Source organism: Mycobacterium sp., from assembly GCF_965230835.1.
Classification (GTDB): domain Bacteria; phylum Actinomycetota; class Actinomycetes; order Mycobacteriales; family Mycobacteriaceae; genus Mycobacterium.
Genome location: NZ_CBDDLW010000002.1, coordinates 1,863,211 through 1,882,966, shown reverse-complemented (window position 1 = coordinate 1,882,966; position 19,756 = coordinate 1,863,211). Strand labels below are relative to the sequence as shown.

18 protein-coding genes are annotated in these 19,756 nt (G+C 62.4%); 10 read left to right on the top strand and 8 right to left on the bottom strand.

Going from position 1 to position 19,756, the window contains the following annotated elements:
* Positions 1-87 precede the first annotated feature (87 nt).
* Both ACO07W_RS09170 and ACO07W_RS09165 read left to right on the top strand, forming a co-directional pair.
* Positions 88-882, top strand: a complete 795-nt coding sequence (locus tag ACO07W_RS09170; RefSeq protein WP_421842568.1) for an LLM class flavin-dependent oxidoreductase — start codon at positions 88-90, stop codon at positions 880-882.
* 2,301 nt (positions 883-3,183) lie between these two features.
* On the top strand, positions 3,184-4,320 hold the full coding sequence (locus ACO07W_RS09165; RefSeq protein ID WP_421842566.1) for a glycoside hydrolase family 76 protein: 1,137 nt from the start codon (positions 3,184-3,186) through the stop codon (positions 4,318-4,320).
* On the opposite strand, the gene ACO07W_RS09160 is transcribed toward ACO07W_RS09165, so the two are convergent.
* Positions 4,283-4,966: a VTT domain-containing protein gene (locus tag ACO07W_RS09160; protein WP_421842564.1), complete on the bottom strand. Its 684-nt coding sequence runs from the start codon at positions 4,964-4,966 to the stop codon at positions 4,283-4,285. The two genes, ACO07W_RS09165 and ACO07W_RS09160, sit on opposite strands and share 38 nt — an antisense overlap.
* Before the next feature lie 133 nt (positions 4,967-5,099).
* On the opposite strand from ACO07W_RS09160, the gene fbaA reads away from it, so the two are divergent.
* A complete protein-coding gene (fbaA, locus tag ACO07W_RS09155; RefSeq protein ID WP_421842562.1) occupies positions 5,100-6,137 on the top strand; it encodes a class II fructose-bisphosphate aldolase in 1,038 nt (345 codons plus the stop codon).
* Positions 6,138-6,352: 215 nt separating this feature from the next.
* Here the strand turns inward: fbaA and mgtE are convergent, their stop codons facing one another.
* On the bottom strand, positions 6,353-7,735 hold the full coding sequence (gene mgtE, locus ACO07W_RS09150) for a magnesium transporter (RefSeq protein WP_421845895.1): 1,383 nt from the start codon (positions 7,733-7,735) through the stop codon (positions 6,353-6,355).
* A 256-nt stretch (positions 7,736-7,991) separates the two neighbouring features.
* On the bottom strand, positions 7,992-8,837 hold the full coding sequence (locus tag ACO07W_RS09145; RefSeq protein ID WP_421842560.1) for a hypothetical protein: 846 nt from the start codon (positions 8,835-8,837) through the stop codon (positions 7,992-7,994).
* 122 nt (positions 8,838-8,959) lie between these two features.
* Here ACO07W_RS09145 and ACO07W_RS09140 point away from each other — a divergent pair, with 122 nt between their 5' ends.
* Positions 8,960-9,373 (top strand): DUF3151 domain-containing protein, encoded by a 414-nt coding sequence (locus tag ACO07W_RS09140; protein WP_421842558.1) that lies wholly within the window; start codon positions 8,960-8,962, stop codon positions 9,371-9,373.
* Positions 9,374-9,408: 35 nt separating this feature from the next.
* Here ACO07W_RS09140 and ACO07W_RS09135 read toward each other — a convergent pair whose 3' ends face one another.
* Complete coding sequence (locus ACO07W_RS09135) at positions 9,409-10,188, bottom strand: site-2 protease family protein (protein ID WP_421842556.1); 780 nt, start codon at positions 10,186-10,188, stop codon at positions 9,409-9,411.
* 32 nt (positions 10,189-10,220) lie between these two features.
* Positions 10,221-10,919 (bottom strand): peptidase M50, encoded by a 699-nt coding sequence (locus tag ACO07W_RS09130; protein WP_421842554.1) that lies wholly within the window; start codon positions 10,917-10,919, stop codon positions 10,221-10,223.
* A gap of 121 nt (positions 10,920-11,040) precedes the next feature.
* On the opposite strand from ACO07W_RS09130, the gene ACO07W_RS09125 reads away from it, so the two are divergent.
* Together ACO07W_RS09125 and ACO07W_RS09120 are read left to right on the top strand one after the other, a co-directional pair.
* A complete protein-coding gene (locus tag ACO07W_RS09125; protein ID WP_421842552.1) occupies positions 11,041-12,339 on the top strand; it encodes an adenylosuccinate synthase in 1,299 nt (432 codons plus the stop codon).
* Entirely contained in the window at positions 12,336-12,980 is a 645-nt protein-coding gene (locus tag ACO07W_RS09120) for a PaaI family thioesterase (protein ID WP_421842550.1), read from the top strand. The genes ACO07W_RS09125 and ACO07W_RS09120 overlap by 4 nt, the downstream gene beginning before the upstream one ends.
* Positions 12,981-12,995: 15 nt before the next feature.
* On the opposite strand, the gene ACO07W_RS09115 is transcribed toward ACO07W_RS09120, so the two are convergent.
* Positions 12,996-14,306, bottom strand: a complete 1,311-nt coding sequence (locus ACO07W_RS09115) for a PPE family protein (protein WP_421842548.1) — start codon at positions 14,304-14,306, stop codon at positions 12,996-12,998.
* Between the two features lie 503 nt (positions 14,307-14,809).
* On the opposite strand from ACO07W_RS09115, the gene purT reads away from it, so the two are divergent.
* The 3 genes from purT to ACO07W_RS09100 are packed head-to-tail and all read left to right on the top strand — an operon-like array spanning position 14,810 to position 17,815.
* On the top strand, positions 14,810-16,168 hold the full coding sequence (gene purT / locus ACO07W_RS09110; RefSeq protein WP_421842546.1) for a formate-dependent phosphoribosylglycinamide formyltransferase: 1,359 nt from the start codon (positions 14,810-14,812) through the stop codon (positions 16,166-16,168).
* Positions 16,165-16,587, top strand: a complete 423-nt coding sequence (locus tag ACO07W_RS09105; protein ID WP_421842544.1) for a rhodanese-like domain-containing protein — start codon at positions 16,165-16,167, stop codon at positions 16,585-16,587. The genes purT and ACO07W_RS09105 overlap by 4 nt, the downstream gene beginning before the upstream one ends.
* 7 nt (positions 16,588-16,594) lie before the next feature.
* Positions 16,595-17,815 (top strand): O-succinylhomoserine sulfhydrylase, encoded by a 1,221-nt coding sequence (locus tag ACO07W_RS09100; RefSeq protein WP_421842542.1) that lies wholly within the window; start codon positions 16,595-16,597, stop codon positions 17,813-17,815.
* Between the two features lie 129 nt (positions 17,816-17,944).
* Here the strand turns inward: ACO07W_RS09100 and ACO07W_RS09095 are convergent, their stop codons facing one another.
* Together ACO07W_RS09095 and ACO07W_RS09090 are read right to left on the bottom strand one after the other, a co-directional pair.
* Positions 17,945-18,601 (bottom strand): hypothetical protein, encoded by a 657-nt coding sequence (locus ACO07W_RS09095; protein WP_421842540.1) that lies wholly within the window; start codon positions 18,599-18,601, stop codon positions 17,945-17,947.
* Positions 18,602-18,739: 138 nt separating this feature from the next.
* Positions 18,740-18,970: a hypothetical protein gene (locus tag ACO07W_RS09090; RefSeq protein WP_421842538.1), complete on the bottom strand. Its 231-nt coding sequence runs from the start codon at positions 18,968-18,970 to the stop codon at positions 18,740-18,742.
* Between the two features lie 219 nt (positions 18,971-19,189).
* Between ACO07W_RS09090 and ACO07W_RS09085 the strand changes: the two genes are divergently transcribed.
* A complete protein-coding gene (locus tag ACO07W_RS09085; protein ID WP_421842536.1) occupies positions 19,190-19,570 on the top strand; it encodes a DUF3054 domain-containing protein in 381 nt (126 codons plus the stop codon).
* Positions 19,571-19,756: the final 186 nt, after the last annotated feature.

Here is a 19,756-nt window from a genome sequence, read left to right as displayed (position 1 = left end):
CAGCCGTGCGGCGCAGGTCTTCGGCCTAGCTCGCGGCTCGCAACAATCGCGGATTCGAACCTTTCGGAGCCAGTTACCCTTGGTTTTGTGCGCCACGCTATTTATCTGCCGCCGTTTGGCGATCTTGCTGATCCGCGTGCCCTGGTTGATATCGCGTTGGCGACTGAAAGCCACGGATGGGATGGGCTGTATATCTGGGACCACGTGTTGAGTCCGGTGCCCGGCGAATGGGCCATCGCTGACCCTTGGGTTACCTTGGCAGCAGCAGCCACGGTGACCAGTCGTATCAGGTTGGGCGCCATGGTCACTCCGCTTCCGCGCCGCAGAGTCATCAAATTGGCGCGCGAAACAGTCACGCTCGATCACCTCAGCGATGGTCGACTGACCCTAGGACTTGGTATTGGCACCGACGCAGGGCGTGAACTGTCTGCGTTCGGCGAGATCACCGATGCCCGCCAGCGTGGCCGCGTGCTCGATATCGGGACGAGAGTGTTGGTTGATTTGTGGTCGGGCGTCACGGTGAATAGCACCGATGATGTCGTCGCAGACGGCGTACGCCTGACGTTGGGCCCTGTCCAGCAGCCTCGGATACCGATCTGGTTCGGCAGTGTGCGACCCAGTGGACCACCGGTTGCCCGAGCCGCGAAGTATGACGGGCTCTTTCCGCTCAATGCCGACCCCGAAGACATCGAGCACATTTTCGAGACGGTCGCAAAGATCCGTGGTGACGTTGAGGGGTTCGATGTTGCAGTCGTAGCTCGCCGCGATACCGACCTCGGCGCGTTCCAGGCAGCTGGGGCGACATGGGCTATGCATTCTTTTTGGCCCGGTAGCCGTCCAGACCAGGTATTGCGGCTGATTGAAAGCGGCCCGATCAGCTGATACGAGATGTGGTCGTCTCTGGTTGTCTCGACTTCGGTCAAAGCCGGCAGTTAGTCGGTGCGGCGAGGAGTTCGCTCGGGTTCCGTCCGAGGCGACGCAGCGAGGTCGCGGACAGGTCCCATAGGTGGCGGCGGTTTGTGTCGCCTTGCGAGTACTGGTCTAGCTGTTCTGCGGTCTTGGGCGATAGCATCAAGCCCAGCAGCGATCGGAAGGTTATGCAGAATCCGCCGTTCCATAGACCCTGCAGGGCTGGCGGTTTCGAGTTCCGCGACGCGCGGCGACGCAAGCGAATCAACGCCAGCGCGTGCCATCGCGTCGATCACTTCCTGTAGAGCCGTCGGGCGCCAGCGAGCCCGTCGGGCGGTGTTCGCGTGTCGGTGCAGCCCGTATCGAATCTCGCGCTGCAGTTGAACGGGAAGCTTCACCAGGGACAGTTGCCCACGGACGGCAGGCGGCGTCACGGAGGCGGTGGTTGCCGGATTGCTGAGCCAGCATTTCCAAGCGCCCCGGTCTGGCTTGGCACCGACCGTTTTCAGCCATGTCCGCCACGCTTCACGGTGGCCTTCGCAATAGCGGTATCGGTGCGTCTCGATGTCCGCGATATGGTCGCCGTCGTGGACGCAGCCGAGAATCGAGCAGCGCTCAACATGCGGTAGCGGTCGCTGCGATCGCTTCCAATCGCTTTCAAACACGCCTTTGCTCCGGTCTTGATTCCACAAGGAATAGTGCGCTTTGCAGTATCCGTGTACTCGAGTTTCCGCAGAACATCCCACGATCCGGCATTGAGGTTTGCGCACCAGTGCCCAACCAAAGCGCTGGGCGTCCGTCGGTTCGGCATCGCGAATGAACTTGTCGATCGTGATCAAATCTGCGATTTTGAGGTACTGCTTGGAGTGCTCACAACAAAGAAGTTGTGTGTAGACCGGCGACAACAATGCTTCGCAGCCTTTGACACGGCAGGCCCAGCCGTAGGTCGAATGGTGGGGTGGAAACTCGATCGGCTCTGTCATCAGCCATGGTGGAAACTGTTGGCTAGCAACTATGTAACGCGTTTCGTCAACGAAAGCGCGGTGGTCGTTCGCGGCGGTGGGAACATCGAAACGGACCTTGCTATGTCCTGTCGCCGCGGTCATTTGGCGTCCTCGGAAGCCGCTGTTGCCCCAAGGCAGGGTTTGGATGGCAGGCGCGCGATGGCATCCCGCGCTTGTTGCAGATACCGCACCGCTTGTCGGGGTCCAGGGGAACTGGCACCCAAATCTGGTATGCACCTTACGGAAACGGAATCAACGATCATCCAAGCCCCACCCATCTGTATCGCTATGAACGTGGCGGATACATCACTATCACCCGTTCGTTGCAGACCAAGGGAGACTCGCTGCGAATACACCGAAACGCGTATTGGCAAGTGGGGCAAGGAAATCAGCGTTTCAGTACATTTCGTCTCTCGCGTCAGGTGATCCTTTTCGGCGATTGGTCTCCACAATTCGTCGAACGGGTAGCGAGGCCACTCTCAGTGTGGCCGGAGGTCTCCAGATCTGAGCTGTAGCTGGGGCAGGCGGTGTGGCGGACTCATTGGGGTGCACTCGTGGTGTCAGCGCGCAGATCCGGGGCGTTCAAGAAACCGCTGACGAGGGCAAACGGTCCGCCTATGCTAGTCCAACCGTCTTCGCCGCGAGTGGATGTCGGCTAGGGCGGACTCGCCGGAAAGATCACGTTCGTCGGGGCCACTTTCTGCTAAGTAGACCGGCCACAGCTTGATTGTGCGCCTGCAGTTTTCGGAGTCTTCTGGCAGTGCCACAGTGGTGCAATCTTTGAAAGCCAGCCGAATAGCACCGTTGACCGTTGGGCCGACCGTTGTGGCCGCGTCAATCCGCGTGACATGGTTAAACCTGCCGAGCAACCAGTTCGACCGCCTCGGGCAACTCGGCTCATTGCAGCAGCCGACGCTGATAGCGCACGTGCACTAGGCCATTACTGCCTCATAGGTGGGGATTTCACCCGCCGACTGCAACAAAAGGCAGACCACTCCCAGATTTCTAGGTGTGCGGGACAGGGCGGTGTGCGTGTTAGCGGGGCTCAGCGATCAGTCGCACGATGCTCTGGGCGGGTGCACCCAGATTTGCCGTGTACCGCACCGAGACGCGTTCCCAATAGCCGGGCGATAGCGCCGCCGAAACACGTTAGCTGCAAAAATGGGTGGGCAGGCAGAGCATGCGTTCGCGGACAAGGATTTAGACATTCGTGCGTGGAAATCTCCTGAGTTTCGGCAGTGGGCGCAGAGGTAAAGCAGGATGTAGGCCTATGGATCAAGTATGGGCGAATCGGGCGGGGACCTCCGAAATCGCCGTCGCGCAGCGGCACCTCAGCCGACTCTGGGCGTTGCCGGGAACTCAACTTGGCGTGGTGGCCTGGCCGTCGGAGCGGCGGGACCGGTTGTTTGGAACCTGGCACTACTGGTGGCAGGCGCATTTGCTCGACTGCCTGGTAGACGCCCAACTGCGGGATCCGCAGCCAGAAAGACGCATCAAGATCGACCGGCAAGTCCGCTCGCACCGGTTGCGCAACAACCTATCTTGGGTCAACAGCTACTACGACGACATGGCGTGGTTGGCGCTCGCCCTCGAACGCGCGGCCAGAGTGGCCAGAGTCCGGCGCCGGCGTGCGCTTCCAAAGCTCGCCGACCAGTTCGTTAAGGCGTGGGTGCCTGAGGACGGCGGCGGCATACCGTGGCGAAAGCAGGATCAGTTCTTCAACGCTCCGGCGAATGGTCCGGCGGCGATCTTTCTGGCCCGCTATGGCGGCTGGCTGCCGCGCGCCGAGCAGATGGCCGACTGGATCGACGAAACGCTGATCGACCCGGAGACGCATTTGGTGTTCGACGGCATCAAGGCGGGTACGCTGGTCCGGGCGCAGTACACCTACTGCCAAGGTGTGGTGCTCGGTCTGGAAACGGAACTCGCGGCGCGCACCGGCCCAACGGAGAGGGCCAAACACGCGAGACGGGTCCATCGTCTGGTCGCGGCGGTGAATGAGCACATGGCGCCGTCTGGCGTGCTGCGGGGCGCCGGCGGCGGGGACGGCGGCCTGTTCTCGGGCATCACCGCCCGATATCTCGCTCTGGTCGCCACCACCCTGCCCGGTGACACGCCCGCAGACGTCGCGGCCCGCGACACTGCCCGTTCTGTGGTGCTGTCCTCGGCGAAGTCTGCCTGGGACTACCGGCAAGCAGTCGACGGGTTGCCGGTTTTCGGGCCCTTCTGGGACCGCGACGCGGAGTTGCCTACCAAGGGAGGCCAGGTGGCGCAGACCGTTGAGGGTGCGGTAACCGGATCCGAAATTGCTGAGCGCGATCTTTCGGTGCAACTGTCGGGCTGGATGCTTATGGAGGCCGCCTATAGCGTCACTCGGGTAGGACGATCGGATCTGAATCACTTTTAGCCGCTCGGCGCCGCACCCGATAGACCCGCGCTGCCGAGATCATGGCCGGCAGCAGCGACACAAACAAGATACCCAGGATGATCAGTTGCAGGTTCTGGTGTACGAACGAAACACTGCCCAGGAAGTAGCCCAACACCGTCACACCCGCGCCCCAGCTGACACCGCCGACGATGTCGAATCCCAGAAATACCGGATACCGCATGTAGGAGACGCCGGCGATTACCGGAACGAAGGTTCGTAGGATCGGAGCGAAGCGGGCCAAGATGATTGTCACCGGCCCGTACTTTTCAAAAAACGCGTGCGATTCGGTCACGTAGTGCTTCTTGAAGAACCGGGAATCTTCCTTTTTGAACAGGGCGGGCCCGATTCGGCGCCCGATGAAGTACGCGGTTTGATCGCCGAGGACAGCCACCACTGCGACACACGGGGCCAGGACTCCAATGGTGACCGGCGGGTTTGGGCTAGCGGCTAGCAGACCGCCGGTGAACAACAGAGACTCGCCTGGTAACAGTGGAAACAGCAGGCCGGTCTCGATGAAGACGATAATCAGGATGCCGGGCAGCACCGCGGACCCGAAAACGCCGTTGGAACCCAACCAGTACATCGGGTCGAGGATGTCCGGCAAAGCCAGTACGGCGGTGTTCACGATGACCCAACATACCGGCGTCGGATACGGGCTAGGAAAGAACTAGGGGCAAAGACGACGTCCAGACTGGCTGCCGAGCGTGATTGTGGTGTTGCGATACTTAGTGAACCCAGCCCCTAAAGGAGGACGTTCGATGCCCATAGCAACACCTGAGGTCTATGCCGAGATGCTGGGGCGCGCCAAAGAGAACGCGTATGCTTTTCCGGCCATCAACTGCACCTCTTCGGAGACGGTCAACGCTGCGATCAAAGGTTTCGCCGACGCGGGCAGCGACGGCATTATCCAGTTCTCTACCGGCGGCGCAGAGTTCGCCTCCGGCTTAGGGGTCAAGAACATGGTGGCCGGTGCGGTGGCGCTGGCTGAATTTACCCATAGCGTTGCGGCCCATTATCCGATCAACGTCGCGCTGCATACCGACCACTGCCCCAAGGACAAGCTCGACACGTATGTGCGACCGTTGCTCGCGATTTCAGCGGAGAAGGTGGGCACGGGCGGCAATCCTTTGTTCCAGTCGCACATGTGGGATGGCTCGGCGGTGCCGATCGACGAGAACCTCAATATCGCCCAGGAGCTGCTCAAGGTGGCGGCGGCGGCCAAGATCATCCTTGAGATTGAGATCGGCGTGGTGGGGGGCGAAGAGGACGGCGTGGAGGCGGAGATCAACGAGAAGCTCTACACCAGCCCTGCGGATTTCGAGAAGACCGTCGACGCGCTGGGTGTCGGCGAGCACGGCAAGTACCTGCTGGCCGCGACCTTCGGCAACGTACACGGTGTCTACAAGCCAGGCAATGTCAAGCTGCGCCCCGACATCCTGGCTGAGGGTCAGAAAGTTGCGGCGGCCAAGGTCGGCCTGCCCGCTGACGCGAAGCCGTTCGACTTTGTGTTCCACGGCGGATCGGGTTCCTTGAAATCGGAGATCGAAGAATCGCTGCGTTACGGCGTGGTGAAGATGAACGTCGACACAGACACGCAGTACGCGTTCACCCGCCCGGTAGCCGGCCACATGTTCACTAACTACGACGGGGTGCTCAAGGTGGATGGTGACGTGGGCACCAAGAAGGTGTACGACCCGCGTAGTTATCTCAAGAAGGCGGAAGCGGGGATGACCGCCCGGGTGATAGAGGCGTGCAACGACCTGCACTGCGCCGGAAAGTCGGTTTCGGCCGGCTGAGCGGAGCTGGTTGGCCGGCGAGCGAAGGCGGCGGTTCAACGTCGGCCGGCTGAGCGGAGCTGGTTGGCCGGCGAGCGAAGGCGGCGGTTCAACGTCGGCCGGCTGAGCGGAGCTGGTTGGCCGGCGAGCGAAGGCGGCGGTTCAACGTCGGCCGGCTGAGCGGAGCTGGTTGGCCGGCGAGCGAGGGCGGCGGTTCAACGTCGGCCGGCTGAGCGTTATAGGCCCTGAAGTTGCGCCAGCATCAGGTGCGCGACCATGAAGTAGATGATCAGACCCGTTCCGTCGACGATGGTGGCGATCATCGGCCCTGAAACGATCGCGGGGTCCACGCGCAACTTCTCGAGCAGTGGCGGAAGGATCGCGGCGACCATTGATGACCACATCACGATTGCGGCTACTGTCACCGCGACGGTCAGTGTGACCGGTAGGCCCACATTCAACGTCCAGGCGCGGACGACCGCAGCGGCTGCCATTGTGAGGCCGACCAGGGCACCTGTCGACATCTCCTTTGCCAGCACGGCAGGCACATCTCGAAAACGCACTTGGCTGGTGGCCATCGCACGGACGAGCGTCGTGGCGATCTGGGTGCCGGTATTGCCGCCAGTGCCGATCAGGAGCGGGATGAAGAAGGCAAGCGCTATCACCGCCTCCATTTCCTGCGCGAACGCCCGCAAAACGGTTCCGGTGTAAGCCTCGGCGGCAAAAAGTACAAGTAGCCAAACGACGCGCTTACGCCACAGCAGCCACGGCGATGCCCGCAGGTAGGGCATCTCCAGCGGTGCTGAACCGCCCTGGCGTTCGGCGTCCTCGGTTGCTTCTTCCTGAGTAATCCCGACGGCTTCGTCCTCCGCGAGGATGCCCAGCAGACGGTTGTCGCCGTCGACGACGGGAACGGCCATCAAGTTGTGCCGCATAAGTGTCTGGGCGGCCAACTCTTTGTCGGTCAGGGGGGAGATGGCGATCAGGTCGTCATTGGTTAACTCCGACACCTGCTGGCTGGGGTCGGCCAGCACCAGGGCGCGAAATGCCACCACTCCCAGCAAGTGGGAATCACAGTCGGTCACGTAGACGTAGGCGGTGGTTCGTGAATCGCTACGCAGTTCCGACGCGAATCCGCGCACGCTGGCGACGGCGTCGAAGACTGTCATGTCCGGGCGCACGGTCAGGGTTTCGGGCACCATGTGTGCTGCGGCGGAATCCTCGGGCCAACTCAACAGTCCGCGCAGAATCATCGCCCGTTGCAGTGGCAGCAACGTCAGCAGTGCTTCGCGCTTCTGTTCTTTGAACTCGCGCAGAACGTCAGCGGCGTGGTCAGAGTCAAGGGCATCAATGAGAGGCGCTGCCAGGGCCGGAGCCATCGCCTGAAGTAACCGTGCGGCCAGGTTGTTGTCCACGGACTCGAGCAGCTCGACACCGCTGGTGTTGTCAAGCAAATGTCCGAGTTTTTCCAATTCCTGCTTGGATAATCCGGCGACTTCGTGGGTGCGGTCTTGCGGGTCGGCCACCACGTCGAGCCACAACTCGACGGCTTTTGGCGTCCCGATGCCGATGACCTGCCGGATATCGATTGTCGAGTGGTCGACGGTTGGGTTTCGAATGCTCACGTGAGGGTCACCTGCCTCTCCTAAGACAAACGGGACCTGACAACCGATGGTGAAATAACAGCCGATGGGCCGATATCTGCGCGGAAACAGGCAGTTCGCCAATACATTGCCACAGGCCGGGTCTGGCTGCATACCGGCCCCAGTCGATCTATTTTGCGTCGCAGAGCGTATTTAGTGTGTCATCGTGACGGGCTGGTGATGCGGAGCGGTAGTCGTTATGACGATTAGGCCAAATGTCGGCGAATTTCGGCTAGTTACTTGGTGATTGACAGATTTTCCACTGATCGTCGCGGAATTGAAGGTCGAGGCTGCGTGTCGAACGAACCTGCGGGTCATAGGCCATAAACGTGGTGATGTTGGCCTCGGCATGTCGGCCGTTGACGACGATCTGGTCGATGCTGGCAATCACCGGATATTGTCTCGCTGCAGATACCTGACGATAGGTTTCTGCCCACGCGCGTTCGTCGTATTCGACGTAGCCGTCGCGAGTGGTCCCGCAGGTGATGCTGCGCAGCGCGGTCAGATTGCCGGTCTGGATCGCGATGTCGAAGTGCTGGATTGTGTGCCGCACCTGGTCTTCTTGTGAGACTCTGGGAGGTTTGCTGCGAGTAAGCAGCATGGTGCCCACGATCGCGATCGCAGCCAGGGCTAGCACGATCACAACTACCGCTAGCGCCCAGCCCCAGTTGCGGTGCGAAAAGGTCTGCGGCTTCGCCCCGGTGCGAGATGGAATCGCCTGTGGAAAAGCGATTCTCGGGGGCATGTCGGCTGAAGGCGGTGGGCTGGCCAGGGCCGGCTGGGTCGGAAAGGCTTCGGTGGCAGCGGCCGGTGTGGCGGCGATGATCTGGGTTTCTCGTGCGTCGAAGCCGGGTGCTGTGAAACGGCGTTCGTGCTGCCCTTCCGGATTTGCGGCTTCGGGATCGCTATCGGGCCCGGGTTGGGTGATCGCAATCGCCTGGGTGGCGGCGTCGCTAGGTATCGCGGGGTTGCCCGCAGTATCTTCATCACCGTCATCGTCAGGATTTGCGCTCTGCTCGCCGGCTGTCTCGTCGGTGGGCTCCGTTTCGCCGCGTTCGGGCTCGGATGCATTAGGCATGGGTGCTTGAGTCCTCCCGCGATCGACTGAGTAGCTGAAGCTTAGCGACCCTGCGTGCCGTTGGTTTTATCGCCAAGATTAGGGCTTACAGGCGACCGGTCCGATTAGGCAGAATAGAACTCATGACGCTGATGGGTGATCTTCTGGGACCTGATCCGATCCAGCTGCCTGGTGACAGCGAAGCCGAAGCCGAACTGCGCGCCAACAAAAACCCAGGCATCGTCGCTGCCGCATACCCGTCGGCTTCGGTGGCTTGGGCGGCACTTGCCGAAGAAGCGCTCGCCGACGACAAGGCCATCACCGCCTACGCGTATGCGCGCACCGGTTATCACCGTGGATTGGATCAGCTGCGACGCAACGGCTGGAAGGGTTTCGGCCCGGTGCCGTATGCGCACGAGCCTAATCGGGGCTTCCTGCGTTGCGTTGCCGCGCTGGCTCGAGCAGCTGACGCTATCGGCGAGACCGACGAGCTTGGCCGCTGCTTGGATCTGCTCGACGATTGTGACCCCGCCGCGCGCGCGGAACTCGGGCTGTAGGAGGTCCCTGGCGATCTATTGATGCTGGCTGTACGTCAGACTCGGGCACTCCAGAAACGGGTCAGCGTGCTGCCCGCTGCGGCTAGCCAGTGCGACACGCCGGACAGGTTGAACAGCCAGTACACCATTCCGAAAAACCATTGATTCAGGGCCGGAGCCAGGAAAAGGAATAGCAGAAAGATCAAGCCGAACTGCTTGGCCGGTGCCAACGCGCGCTGGGTCTCGGCACTCAAGTGTGGCTCCAGCGCGTCATAGCCGTCTAAGCCCGGGATTGGTAGCAGATTCAGCACTACGGCGGTGAGCTGAAGAAATCCCAGAAAAGCTATCCCGGCCCATAACACCAGGTGGGAAGTGTCGAAGAACAACCGAGTTGTCGTCAGAAGCAGCACGGCTAGCAGCAAGTTGGTCGCCGGTCCCGCCAAACTGACCAGGGTGCGCCGTGTGGTGCTCATGAACCAGGTCCGCACATACACCGCGCCACCCGGCAGGCCTATTCCGCCGAGCACTATGAACAACATTGGCAGGCCGAGCGAAAGCATGGGGTGGCTGTAGCGCCGCGGATCTAGTGTCAGATAGCCGCGCACCGCGACATCGTGGTCGCCGAAGCGCCACGCAGTGAACGCATGCCCGAACTCGTGCAGGCACAGCGACACCAACCAGCCAGCGATCACGAAGATGAACACACCGGCGTAGGCCAGCGGCCGCACGTTGGCTCCGGCCAGCCAGGCCAGCGCCCCTCCGGCAAACGTCAATCCAACCAGCCCCAGAAAGATGGGGCTAGGGCGCACCGACTCGTGCACGCCTACGTCTCTCATCTGCTTTTCACCCGAACCTCACCGCCCGAAAGCTACCGGACTAGCAGCCAGCCCTCGACGTGGCGGTAGAAAGTCGATCGGCGCACCGGGCGGGGTGCCGCGACACCGTCGCGCATCACCGCAGCGCCGGTGGTCCCCAGCTGGGCCGCGCGGCCGCTTATCCACCGGCGCCACCTGCTCGCAATTTTCACCCGTGCTCGCAGGCCCGGTGGGGCCAGCGTTGGCTCGATGCGCACTTCGGCGACATCGCCGTCGAATAGCACGCTGTCGTCGACAATTGCCTCGCCGTGGATCTGTTGTTCCTTGCTGGGCTTGTCGGCTGGAAGCCACATTGCCCGGCCCACGAGGGCGGTCGCCGTCTCGTCACGGAGCAGCGTCACCCGACGAGCGGACCCGCGCCGTGCACGCCGAGCCGCCCAGTATCCGGAGGGTAGGTTGTATGCCCGGGTAGCGGCTGTGCGCCGGCGCGGTGCGTACCCCACTTCGACATCGAGCCGGTCCGCGCGTAGGAGCCGAGTCAACACTGCGGCCAGGTCGGCGTCAGCTCCCACCACCACCACCCGTCGGTATGACGCGACGGCTGAGTCAATGGCAGCCACATCGGTCCGGCTCTGGATTCGGTGGGTGGGCAAGCCGGCAAGGCCTGTGAGAAAGCCGGCTAGTGGGCCTGGAACAGGCTGATCGGCGAATAGCAAAACCGCCACGTCGGGGGAGTCCTCGGCCGCAGTCACGTCGGTTTCCAGGACTGTTTCATGGCCTTTCCGAGGCTCCTCGCAGGTTGCTTAGTAGGGTAGGTCACCGGCTGGACCACAATAAGTGGGCACGACCCGCGAAACCAGGTGGGAGCAACTCATGCCGGCAGTCGTCCTGATCGGCGCCCAGTGGGGCGACGAGGGCAAAGGTAAAGCCACCGATTTACTCGGTGGGCGCGTGCAGTGGGTTGTGCGCTACCAGGGTGGCAACAACGCCGGGCATACCGTCGTGCTGCCCAGCGGGGAGAATTTCGCGTTGCATCTCATCCCGTCCGGCGTGCTGACGCCTGGCGTCACCAACGTCATCGGCAACGGCGTGGTGGTGGATCCCGGAGTCCTGCTCAGCGAGTTGCAAGGTCTTCAAGACCGTGGTGTCGACACCTCCGGGCTGCTGATCTCTGCGGACGCCCACCTGCTGATGCCATACCACGTCGCCATCGACAAGGTTACTGAGCGTTATATGGGTAGCAAGAAGATCGGTACCACTGGTCGTGGAATCGGGCCTTGCTACCAGGACAAAATCGCCCGCATGGGAATCCGGGTTGCCGACGTCCTAGACCCAGTTGAACTGGGCCACAAGGTCGAGGCGGCGTGCGAGTTCAAGAACCAGGTGCTGGTCAAGATCTACAACCGAAAAGCGCTGGATCCGGCGCAGGTCGTCGACTCGCTGCTGGAGTTGGCCCAGGGTTTTCGGCACCGCATTGCTGACACTCGGCTGCTGCTCAATGCCGCGCTCGAGGATGGCGAAACAGTGCTCCTAGAAGGTTCCCAGGGCACCTTGCTCGATGTCGACCATGGCACCTACCCGTATGTGACATCGTCGAATCCGACGGCCGGCGGCGCAGCCGTCGGTTCCGGCATCGGGCCCACCCGGATCGGCACGGTGCTTGGGATCCTTAAGGCCTACACCACTCGAGTGGGTTCTGGCCCGTTTCCCACCGAGCTGTTGGATGAGCACGGTGAGTACCTGGCCAAGACCGGCGGCGAGGTCGGTGTGACCACCGGACGGCGGCGTCGCTGTGGCTGGTTTGACGCCGTCATCGCGCGTTACGCGACTCGTGTGAACGGCATCACCGACTACTTCTTGACGAAACTCGATGTGCTCTCCAGCTTGGAAACTGTGCCGGTCTGCGTCGGATATCAAATTGACGGAGTGCGTACTCGCGACATGCCCATGACGCAGAGCGATCTTTGCCGTGCGGAGCCGGTGTACGAAGAATTGCCAGGCTGGTGGGAAGATATCTCCGCGGCTCGAGATTTCGACGACTTGCCAGCCAAAGCGCGTGACTACGTGTCCCGGCTGGAAGAGCTTGCCGGAGCGCCGGTCTCGTGCATCGGCGTCGGTCCGGGGCGGGATCAGACCATCGTGCGCCGGGATGTGCTGGCGGCCCGCTCGTGACCGACGCTGCCCCGAACCCGGCAGAAGTCGATCCCGAGTACGAGCATCACGGCGGTTTTCCGGAATACGGGCCGGCTAGCCCCGGCCCGGGTTTCGGCCGGTTCGTGGCCGTAATGCGCCGGTTGCAGGATCTGGCCGTGTCCGCCGACCCAGACGATGAGGTGTGGGACGACGCGGCGGATCGCGCTGCGGCGTTGCTCGAACTGTTGGACCCGTTCGCGGCCGGAGAGGGGGTGGCGCCGGCAGGGCGGACGCCGAATTTGCCCGGAATGGGCAGTTTGTTACTGCCGCCCTGGAAACTGACGCAGTACGGTCCAGACGGCATCGCAATGACCGGACATTTCAGCAGGTTTTATGTAGGCGGTAACTCGGCGGTGCACGGCGGTGTTCTGCCGCTGCTGTTTGACCACATGTTCGGTACGATTTCGCACGCCGCTGGACGCCCGATCAGTCGCACCGCTTTTCTGCACGTCGATTACCGCAAAGTCACGCCGATCGATGTGCCGCTGGTAGCGCGCGGCCGCGTCACCGCGACTGAAGGTCGCAAAGCGTACGTGTCCGCGGAATTGGTCGACGCCGAGGAGGCACTGCTGGCCGAAGCCAACGGCCTGATGGTGCGGTTGCTGCCAGGCCAGCCGTAGGCAGCCCCCTCGGCCCTACTGGCTGGCGTCGGGTGACGGCGGTACCACGATGATGGTGGCGCCGGGGATCGCCGCCAGAGTCGCCGCAAGGTTGGCCACCACACCCGGGGGCAACCCGGGCGGCAAGCCCTGGATGTTTGCGCCAGCTGCCGCCGCGGGGAGCTCGGGTGTGTTGGCGGCGGGCCGGGTGGCAGCCGCGCCACCCCCACCGCCCGCGGCCGGCGCAGCCGTTGGGGGAGCGGCCGGCGAGCTGCCCCGGGCCGCAACACCGGCCATCGCGGTTCCGGCCATAGCTGCCCCCGCCATGCCGGTGTACGGGGTGCTTGAGCTGTCCTGCACGATTATCGGCGGGGTGGTGCTGGGGAACAGCGCGGCGACCTGGCGTACCGCAGGCGGAAGTGCCCAGCTTTGTGGCGCGGAGAGCGCGCCGACGGACGTCGCTCGACCGGTAAACGCAGAGACCGCTGCGCTACTCCCCGGCGTCGACGCGAGCCGAGGCGCCGCAACGGCCTGTTCGGCTTCTCGAGACTCCTCAAGCTTCTCTTCGAGCTGGCGTTGTTCGTCGAGCTCGCGTTCTTCGACCTGGTCGTTGCGGACGTCTTCACCCAACTGCCCCAGGGAGACGGCCAGGCTGCCGCTGGCTACGACGAGGCCAATGGCAACCAGAATGTCAAGATCCTCGAAGGGATTTGGTATGGCGTTGAAGAGCGCGGGTAGGACGGATTGCAGGGTTGGCATAACGCTTGCACCTGTTGCCGCGGCAGTCGGCGCCTCGATGGCTTCGGCCGCTTGTGTTGATCCACTTGTCGTCGTCGGTGGTGCGGTGAACGGCGTCAGCTCCGACGCGGCTGCTGACGTGCCGGCATAGCTCTCCATGGCAACGATGTCCTGAGCCCACATTTCTCCGTAATCGGCTTCGGCGCTTGCGATCGCCGGCGTGTTCTGCCCGAAAATGTTGGTTTGGATCAGCGTCGTCGTCGTGCTGCGGTTGGCCGCAATCGCGGTCGGGGGCACGGTCATCGAGTACGCCGACTCATAGGCGCTGGCTGCGGCAAGGGCCTGGGCGGCGGCCTGCTCGGCCTGAGCAGCGGTAGCTTGCATCCACGCTACGTAGGGGGCGACCGCGGTTGTCATCGACACCGACGAGGGCCCCAGCCACTCCCGGCCGGCGAGCCCGGAAATTACCGAGGTGTAGGAAGTGGCCGTCGAATGGAGTTCGGCGGCCAGCCGCTGCCAGGCGCGCGCCGCTGCGACCAGCGGCTGGGAGCCGGGACCAGAATAGATTCTGGCGGAATTGATTTCCGGCGGTAGTGCCCCGAAATCCATGGCTAGGCTCCCCCCGAAACGGCAGCGGTGCCCGTCAGCTCTGGCTGTGTGGTCACGAAAGGCATGGACCTCTCCTTGAGGAAGCCGTCCGGTCCGTAGAGGGGGCTACGCTGTTGCTCACGTGGATTGCCGGTGCGCTCGCTGCACACCGCGCCCAAGCACAGCACGAGCGCGGGCGTATGGTGCGGCTAGGGCGCATCCCGAATCGGGTGCTAGGGCCGTGTCGGGATGGCGAAACGTTCACCAAAATCATATGGCTCGATCATTTCTCCTTACCCATTTGCCGGCACCTCCTCCTGGCAAAGGTACACAGGGAGATGTCGGCAGAGTTATACGAATAGGCAAATTATGAGCCGACGCTCGGGATTTTCACATATAGCCCTGGTGATGGAGTCAGGTCGGCCATCAGCCTGTACGCCGTCATCGCCGTGCGCACCTATCCTTGAGCGGCATGCATGATTGCGTCCGGCTACAGGACAACTACCGAGCGAGAGGGTGAGCCGGTGACTGATGGCGTGACCGAAGGACAGCACGAGCCCACCCATAGGCATGGGCAGCCAGCCGCTCCTGCCGAGGACATGACGACAACACTGGTAATGCAGCCGCTAGCGGGCGAGCCTGCCCGCGCCGAATCTGGAGTCGGCCCGCGGGTGATGTTGCTGGGATCGGGTGAATTCAGCCGAGAGCTAGCGATCGCTCTGCACCGGTTAGGCGCGATGGTAATCGTCGTTGACAGCTACCCCGATGCACCTGCGCACCGGGTGGCCGACCAGGCGCTGGTGGCTTCGTTGACCGACGCGGCCGCGTTGGCGCCGTTGATCAAACGGATGCAACCGGATTTCGTCGTGACCGCAACCGATGCGGTCTCGTGTGATGTGCTGGACTCCCTCGCGGACCTTGGCGACGATTCCGAGGCCGGTTGGGCCAAATTGGTGCCCAGCGCCCGCAGCGTCCGGCTGACCGCGGACCGGGAGGGCCTACGCCGGCTGGCCGCCGACGAGCTCGGTCTGCCCACCGCTCCATTCTGGTTTGCTGGATCGCTTGCTGAGCTTGAGGCGGTGGCGGCTCATGCCGGATTCCCGTTGCTGGTTCGGCCAGTGGCAGGAAACGCTGGTCATGGGCACTCGGTGGTCACCGGGCCTGATGACGTCGAGCGTGCTTGGCGCGATGCGGTGGCGGGGGCGGACGGGCATGATGCACCGGGAGCGCAGCCCAGGGTGTTGGCCGAAACGATGGTCGAGGTTGAGTCTCATTTCACCGTGCTCGTCGTGTGTGGCGAGGCCACCTCGGGGCCCGCAATGGAATTCTGCGCACCTATCGGATGTCTTGATGAGGAGTCCGGTGAGCTGGAATCCTGGCAGCCGCAGAAGATGAGCGCGGCCGCGCTGGATGCCACCAGGTCGATCGCTGCACGGATTGTCAGGGCGCTAGGCGGTCGTGGCGTTTTCAGTGTCGAACTGATGCTCAATGGCGATGAGGTGTATTTCGTCAATGTTGACGCATTCCCAGCGGAGAGCGCCTGGGTTACGTTGCGTAGCCAGCGGCTTTCGGTTTTCGAACTGCAGGCTCGGGTCATTCTGGGCGTACCGGTAGACACGATGCTGATTTCGCCGGCTGCGGCCCGGGTGATCGGTCGGTGCGACACGGGCCGGGTGGCTGCTCTGGATGCCGGTGTGCTGAGCGATGCGTTTGGTGTGCCGGAGAGCGATATTCAGGTGTTCGGTCAGGCTGCGCGATCCGAGTCAGCCGGCGCGCCGCGCAGGCTTGGGGTCGTTCTCGCTACCGCACCCGACGTCCAAGTTGCGCGTGACCGCGCCCGGGAAGTTTCCAATCGGCTGAATATGCAAGACTCACGCGGGTGAGTTACGCAGGAGACATCACGCCGCTTGAGGCATGGAAGCTGCTCAGCGACAACCCCCAGAGCGTGCTCGTCGACGTACGCACCGATGCCGAATGGCGCTTGGTCGGTGTTCCAGACTTGTCGAGCTTGGGTCGCGAGGTGGTGTACATCGAGTGGAACACGTCTGACGGGCAGCACAACCAGAACTTCGTGTCCGAACTGAAAGACAGGGTCACACCCACCGCTGGTTCGGAAGAGCGGCCGGTGGTTTTCCTGTGTCGTTCGGGCAACCGCTCGGTCAGCGCAGCCCAGGCTGCCACTGGTGCGGGCTTCGCCGCGGCCTACAACGTGTTGGACGGCTTCGAGGGGCACGTCGGTGCTGATGGTCAGCGCGGCGAAACTGGCTGGCGGGCGGTGGGCTTGCCGTGGAAACAGATATGACGCAGCTGTGACCGGCAAACCCTCAGTCCGCACGCCGAAGGAGCTGCCCGACGGTGTCGGTCCGGCCACTATCGGTGTCCGCGGCGGCATGTTGCGATCCGGATTCGAAGAGACCGCCGAAGCGATGTATATGACGTCCGGCTATGTCTATGAGTCGGCGGCGGTTGCCGAGCAGTCGTTCACGGGAGAACTGGACCACTTTGTCTATTCCCGTTACGGAAACCCTACCGTGGCTATGTTCGAGGAACGGCTGCGTCTGATTGAGGGAGCACCAGCAGCTTTCGCGACGTCCAGCGGTATGGCCGCAGTCTTCACCTCGCTAGGGGCACTGTTGGGCGCCGGCGACCGGTTGGTCGCCGCGCGTAGCTTGTTCGGATCGTGTTTCGTTGTGTGCGGTGAGATCTTGCCGCGTTGGGGCGTGGAGACCGTGTTCGTCGACGGTGATGACCTCACGCAATGGGAGCAGGCCTTGTCGGTGCCTACCACTGCGGTGTTTTTCGAGACTCCGTCTAACCCTATGCAGTCGCTGGTCGATATCGCTGCGGTGACCGAGCTGGCCCATGCGGCTGGTGCCAAAGTGGTGCTGGATAACGTCTTTGCCACCCCGCTTTTGCAACAGGGGTTTCGACTCGGAGTTGATGTCGTGGTGTACTCGGGCACCAAACACATCGACGGCCAGGGTCGTGTGCTGGGCGAGGCTATCCTCGGCGATCAGGAGTACATCGGGGGGCCGGTTCAGAAACTGATGCGGCACACCGGGCCGGCGATGAGTGCCTTCAATGCCTGGGTGCTGCTGAAAGGGCTTGAGACACTATCGATCCGGGTTGAGCACAGCAATTCCTCAGCGCACCAGATTGCGGAGTTTCTCGAACGTCATTCAGCGGTGAGTTGGGTGCGTTACCCGTACCTGGCGTCGCACCCGCAATCCGACTTGGCAAGGCGCCAGATGTCCGGCGGCGGAACGGTGGTCACGTTCGCGCTGGATTCGCCGGAAACCGCGGCAAAAAAACGGGCGTTCGAGGTACTCGACAAATTGCGGCTGATCGACATATCCAACAACCTCGGTGACGCCAAGTCACTGGTCACCCACCCGGCGACCACGACTCACCGGGCGATGGGGCCGGAGGGCCGCGCCGCGATCGGACTCGGTGATGGTGTGGTCCGCATCTCGGTTGGGCTGGAAGGCACCGACGATCTGATCGCCGATATCGACCAGGCCCTGAGCTGAACGCGAGTCAACGCAGCAAGGGGCTACTCAACTACCTGCTACGCAGTGTGGGTGGCGGCATCGCCGGAGCCGGCGGTCGCCTTTTGCGCGAAGACACCAGCGTCTGCGCACGGCTTAGGAAAGTCCAGGTCAGTCTCGGTGGGTCTGGCTATGGGAAAACTCGTTGGCAAACCTTCGGTCGAGTTGCTCCACCGCGTGGTCGGTGTCTCCGAGGTTACGCAGCGTTGCTTCAGCAGCAATGATCAATCGCCTCGTGCCTCCCTCTAGCTGATCTAATCTCTCCTCCGTAGCGGCAGCCGAGGCTCCGTAGGCTCCGGCCAGCAACCGCTGCTTGGCCTGAGAAATCTCCACTAGATTCGCTCGTGCTTTGGCGGTGATCTGCCGCATGGCAGCAACCGCGGCGCGAATACCGGAATGGTCATAGACCACCAAACTCGGACTAGTTGGTGTTGATCCGATGGGCGGTGGCGGCGGAGTCGTGAAATTCGTACTAAACAACTGAAAGGATCGACCACGAGCCGACAGATTAGATTCCGTCGTTAGGGCTTCTTCTAATTGCTGCGCGTGTTCTCGCACATTTTGAGCGGCTGCGTTGGCCTGAGCTCGTAACTGTTCACCGGTCGTATCGTCCTGCGTGATCCGTTGCTCAAGTGCGTCGGCTAACGTCTGCCACTTCCGCTCCTGCTCAACGTAGCCATCCCCGACCCGCTTAAAACCTTCTGCCGCCGCGCTGTACCTCGTGCTGTTTATCAATAACGCCCAGTTCAGTGACTTCAATGATGTCATTTATTTCTTTTTTGTATTGCTCGGCTGTAATTTCACCGGTAGCGGGCGCGTCCAAGGGCAGGAGTGGCGGAAATTCGGAACCGACCTCGACGTTGCGATCGGCCTCCGGTTCAACTCTTCCGGGAGGTCCAGGAGCTGTCATAAATCAACAAACCTCTGCGGATTGACATGTACGATTCGCCTGGTCGTGCCGTATGGAAAAAATACCGCAGCTGTGGATGGGGTATGGTCGCGATAATCTGGCGTCGTTTGCGTGAGCTGCCCTGGGTTGATGCACTCGGTGCGAGCAAATTCAGCCCGCCACTTAGGCAATTTGTTATCGAGGCCGAGTTTCTTCTCGTCGGCCAGTTTGACCAAAAACGTCGACACATAGAATATGGCTTGACGCCTCCGCGGAAGTCCACCTCGGTGCTGGCCAGCAGGTCTGTCATCGAGACGGTGCTAGCGGCGCTAACGCCGGCCTCCGGCCGCGGTTAGCCGGATGACGACAGCTTTCAGTCGCGCCTGGCCGGTGCCGTTACGCCACTAATGACGCGATCCTGGTACGTGGCGGTGAGCCGGCGAACCCGGGGCCGGTAGTCTCGCTGGATGCAGGCGCGGCGCGGATTGGCGTGGTTGGGCTGGCTGGCTACAGACGTCATCGGTGTGCTGGTGTTCTGTGCTATTGGCCGCCGCAGCCACGATGAAGGGCTCACGATCAGCGGAGTCACGGCGACGGCAGGGCCTTTTCTTGCCGGGACACTCATTGGATGGTTCGTATCGCGCGGCTGGCGGCGTCCTACCGCGGTGGTTCCCACCGGCACTATTGTGTGGCTGTGCACTGTGGGGATTGGCATGTTGTTGCGCAAAGTCAGTTCGGCTGGCGTGGCAGCGAGTTTCGTGGTGGTGGCTTCAGCGGCCACTGCAGTGCTGTTGCTGGGTTGGCGGTTGGTTGTGACGCGGGTAGCGCGGGGCCGCTCGGGCGGCTGACAGGCGCGGCGAGATGGTACGGAAAGACGCTGCTACGAGGCGTTCGCAGGGGCTAGCCACCGGTGTTTCAGTTCCGGCGAAGTTCGGTGGTTTGGTCGGACTGACATACCTAGGCCAATGCCCCTATGTTGCCCTGGCTCCGTCGGCTCACTACTGGGACATGGTCGACCGGGACGTTGCCGGGTT

Excerpts from the sequence above, each read along its gene's own strand:
- ACO07W_RS09165 (WP_421842566.1), top strand. The coding sequence starts at position 3,184 with ATGGATCAAGTATGGGCGAATCGGGCGGGGACCTCCGAAATCGCCGTC.
- fbaA (WP_421842562.1), top strand. The coding sequence starts at position 5,100 with ATGCCCATAGCAACACCTGAGGTCTATGCCGAGATGCTGGGGCGCGCC.
- ACO07W_RS09145 (WP_421842560.1), bottom strand. The coding sequence starts at position 8,837 with ATGCCTAATGCATCCGAGCCCGAACGCGGCGAAACGGAGCCCACCGAC.
- ACO07W_RS09140 (WP_421842558.1), top strand. The coding sequence starts at position 8,960 with ATGACGCTGATGGGTGATCTTCTGGGACCTGATCCGATCCAGCTGCCT.
- ACO07W_RS09135 (WP_421842556.1), bottom strand. The coding sequence starts at position 10,188 with ATGAGAGACGTAGGCGTGCACGAGTCGGTGCGCCCTAGCCCCATCTTT.
- ACO07W_RS09125 (WP_421842552.1), top strand. The coding sequence starts at position 11,041 with ATGCCGGCAGTCGTCCTGATCGGCGCCCAGTGGGGCGACGAGGGCAAA.
- ACO07W_RS09115 (WP_421842548.1), bottom strand. The coding sequence starts at position 14,306 with ATGGATTTCGGGGCACTACCGCCGGAAATCAATTCCGCCAGAATCTAT.
- ACO07W_RS09095 (WP_421842540.1), bottom strand. The coding sequence starts at position 18,601 with ATGACATCATTGAAGTCACTGAACTGGGCGTTATTGATAAACAGCACG.
- ACO07W_RS09085 (WP_421842536.1), top strand. The coding sequence starts at position 19,190 with ATGCAGGCGCGGCGCGGATTGGCGTGGTTGGGCTGGCTGGCTACAGAC.